The organism is Tepidiforma sp. (genome assembly GCF_034433535.1).
In the GTDB taxonomy this organism is placed as follows: Bacteria; Chloroflexota; Dehalococcoidia; order Tepidiformales; family Tepidiformaceae; genus Tepidiforma.
Map to the genome: position 1 here is coordinate 1 of NZ_DAOUAO010000098.1, position 2,932 is coordinate 2,932.

The 2,932-nt window shown below is 71.9% G+C and carries 4 protein-coding genes; 2 read left to right on the forward strand and 2 right to left on the reverse strand.

All coding sequences use genetic code 11. The features are described 5' to 3' along the window. Positions 1-214: 214 nt before the first annotated feature. Positions 215-1,417: a CoA transferase gene (locus VAE46_RS05295; protein WP_322795873.1), complete on the reverse strand. Its 1,203-nt coding sequence runs from the start codon at positions 1,415-1,417 to the stop codon at positions 215-217. A 50-nt stretch (positions 1,418-1,467) separates the two neighbouring features. On the opposite strand from VAE46_RS05295, the gene VAE46_RS05300 reads away from it, so the two are divergent. Continuing rightward, a complete protein-coding gene (locus VAE46_RS05300; protein WP_322795874.1) occupies positions 1,468-2,271 on the forward strand; it encodes a PD-(D/E)XK nuclease family protein in 804 nt (267 codons plus the stop codon). 157 nt (positions 2,272-2,428) lie between these two features. Further along, positions 2,429-2,620 (forward strand): hypothetical protein, encoded by a 192-nt coding sequence (locus VAE46_RS05305; protein WP_322795875.1) that lies wholly within the window; start codon positions 2,429-2,431, stop codon positions 2,618-2,620. Here VAE46_RS05305 and VAE46_RS05310 read toward each other — a convergent pair. After that, a partial coding sequence (locus tag VAE46_RS05310) for a DinB family protein (protein ID WP_322795876.1) occupies positions 2,617-2,932 on the reverse strand: 316 nt, incomplete at its 5' end. The genes VAE46_RS05305 and VAE46_RS05310 overlap by 4 nt on opposite strands.

Sequence of the window (2,932 nt, forward strand, 5' to 3'; positions counted from 1 at the left end):
CGGGAGCGAGAAGGTGGGAGGTTGGAGGTGGGAGGTTGACCGGGAGCCGGGAGCCCCACACCTCGGCCTCTCCGCCCGGGAACCGGGAGCCGGGAGCGGGGAACCGGGAGCGAGAAGGTGGGAGGTTGGAGGTGGGAGGTTGACCGGGAGCCCCACCGCCGTCCCCACCCGGCCCGGGAGCGGGGAGCCGGGAGCGGGGAGCGGGGAGCGGGGGTTAGCCGAAGAGGCCGGTGGCGGCGAGGTCGGCGAGGGCGTCGTCGGTGAAGCCGGCGGCGCGGAGGACGTCGGCAGTGTCGGCGCCGGGGGGTGAGGCGGCGCCGCGGGGGCGGATATCGGCGCCGGGCATGCGGAAGGGTGCGGCGACGGTTTCGAACGTGCCGGCGGGCGTCTCGAGCGGGGCGAAGGCGCCGCGGCCGCGGAGCTGGGGGTCATCGACCACGTCGAGGAGTTCGACCATGGGCGCCCAGATGAGTCCCTCGGCATCGAGGCGGGCGGCGAGCGCGGGCAGGTCGAGGCCGAGGAAGCAGGCTTCGATGACGGCGGCGATCTCGGCGCCGCGCTGGCGGCGGGCAGCCATGGTGGCGTAGTCGGGGTGGTCGGCCCATTCCGGGCGTTCAATGACGCGGCAGAGGCGCGGCCAGTAGGGGTCGGGGGTCATGTGCACGAGCATGACCCAGCGGCCGTCGCGGGTGGGATAGGTGTTGAAGAGCGGGTTGTCGGGCGCGGAGCGGTCGAAGCGGCGCGGCTGCTTGCGGTCGAGGAGGGCTTTGGCGACGTCGGTGGCGATGGTATAGAGGCCGGTCTGCTGGAGGGAGATATCGATGAGCTGGCCGCGCCCGGTGCGGTCGCGCAGGCGGAGGGCGGCGAGCGCGGCGGCGAGGCCGGCGAGGGCGGTGGTGTGGTCGCCCTGGGCGATGCGGCTGAGGACGGGCGGGCTGCCGGGATGGCCGATGAGCGACATGATGCCGCTGCGGGTCCAGAAGGCGGAGAAATCGAAGCCGGGGCGGTCGGCATCGGGGCCTTCGAGCCCGTAGCCCGTGATGCAGAGGACGACGAGGCGCGGGTGCTCGGCAAGCAGGGTTTCGGGTTCGAGCTGGAAGCGCTTGAGCCGCCGGGGGAGGAGGTTGGTGAGGAAGACGTCGGCGGCGGCGAGCAGGCGCCGGAGGACGCCAGGTGCGGCGGGGTGCTCGAGGTCGAGGGTGATGGAGCGTTTGCCGCGGTTTTCGAGTTCGAAGAGGAAGTTGAAGGGGAACTGGCCTTCGCCGCCGGAAGGGACGACGCCGCGCATGACCTCGCCGCCGGGCGGTTCGACCTTGATGACCTCGGCGCCGAGGTCGGCAAGGAGGCCGCCGACGGCCGGGGCGGCGACGTAGTTGGCGAGTTCGATGACGCGAATGCCTTCGAGGGGAGCGGTCATGGGCGGGGCTGCCGGGAGGGGCTTGCGGAGGAAGGGTAGACTGTGCGGCGATGGAGGGCGAGCCGTTCAAGCTTTCGCATTCGAAGATCGAAAGCTTCCTGCGCTGCCAGCGGCAGTACTGGTTCAAGTATGTTTCCGGGGAGAGATGGCCCGCGCAGCGGGATACGCCGGCGGGGATCGCGGGGACGGGCGTGCACCGGGCCATGCAGAAGCTCTGCGTGACCGGCAACCCCGCAGACGGTGAGGCGGAGCTGGATGCCTACCTGCGGATGCCGAAGCACGCGGCGGCGGGGCCGGGGACGGAGTGGCACCGGCTTGCGTTCGAGTGGTACGCGGCGGGGGTGGAGGCGCACCGATCGATCGAGGCCGAGCAGAGCTGGGCCGAGCAGGGAAACAGCGTGAAGTTCGCCGACATCAGCCTGTACGGCGGGGCGGACCGGGTCGACCGGCTGGGACCGGACCGGTGGCAGGTGATCGACTGGAAGACCGGGCGGTTCGACCTTGGGCCGGCAGAGGACCGGCAGCTGGACATCCTGCACGTGGTGGTGCGCGGCCTGAAGAAGCTGCCGGCTGAGGCGACGGTGCGGGCGGTGGCCTGGAACCTGCGGACGGGCGAGCAGCGGGTGCGTGAGCTGACCCGGGACGATGCGGTGAACCAGGTGGCGTACCTGGCGCGGCTGGCGAAGCGGATGCTGGCGGAGCGGGAGTTCGCGCCGAGCCCGGGGCCACTGTGCGGCTTCTGTGACTGGCAAGACCGCTGCGATGCGGCCGCGGCGGTGGAGGTGGAGGGGCTGGACTGGGTGGATGAGGGGCTGGAGCTGGCGGAGGCGTGGGAGTTCGAGGCGGGCGAGTAGGCCGGCTTTCGCGCGGGAGCGACGCGCTAACCCGAACCTGAACGAAATGTTCACACAGGAGGGGCCATTCGGCCCTTCACAGGGAGGGATATCGATCTATTCTATGGTTCCATCTGCGATGCGGGCGGGCCGTGTTGCGGGTGGGGGAGGTGCGACGGTGAACATCGAGGTCATCGAGTTCGAGATCCGCTGCCCGGCGCACGGGGTGTACCGGGTGCAGGTGCCGGTCGAGCTGCCCCGGCCGCGGGCGTGCCTGCACTGCTACGCGCCGGTGGAGCGGCGGGAGCTGCGGCGGTTCACGACCTCGCTGGCGTCGCCGGCGGGGCCTTCGGAGGCGTTCATCGGCTAGCCCTGGGGGCCGGCGCCCTCCTGTGCCCAGCGGAAGTGCATGGCGGCGTGGTCGGCGTTGGCGGCGAGGATGCCGCCGACGGTGCCGTCGGCCCAGGGGGCGCCGGGGATCTTCGAGGCAAGCTGCTCTTCGGTGAGGCTGGCAAGGAGGGCGAGCGTCTCGGCGCGGGTTTCGAGTCCGATGCGCGCGAGCTCGGCGAGGGGCTTGCCGCGGTGCTCGCGGGCCCACTCTTCGGTCCAGCGGTGGATGCCGGCCATCACCTGCTCGCGCGACTGGGGCGTGCCGTCGGGGTTGGTGCGGCGGGGGAGGGCG

Excerpts from the sequence above, each read along its gene's own strand:
- VAE46_RS05295 (WP_322795873.1), bottom strand. The coding sequence starts at position 1,417 with ATGACCGCTCCCCTCGAAGGCATTCGCGTCATCGAACTCGCCAACTAC.
- VAE46_RS05300 (WP_322795874.1), top strand. The coding sequence starts at position 1,468 with ATGGAGGGCGAGCCGTTCAAGCTTTCGCATTCGAAGATCGAAAGCTTC.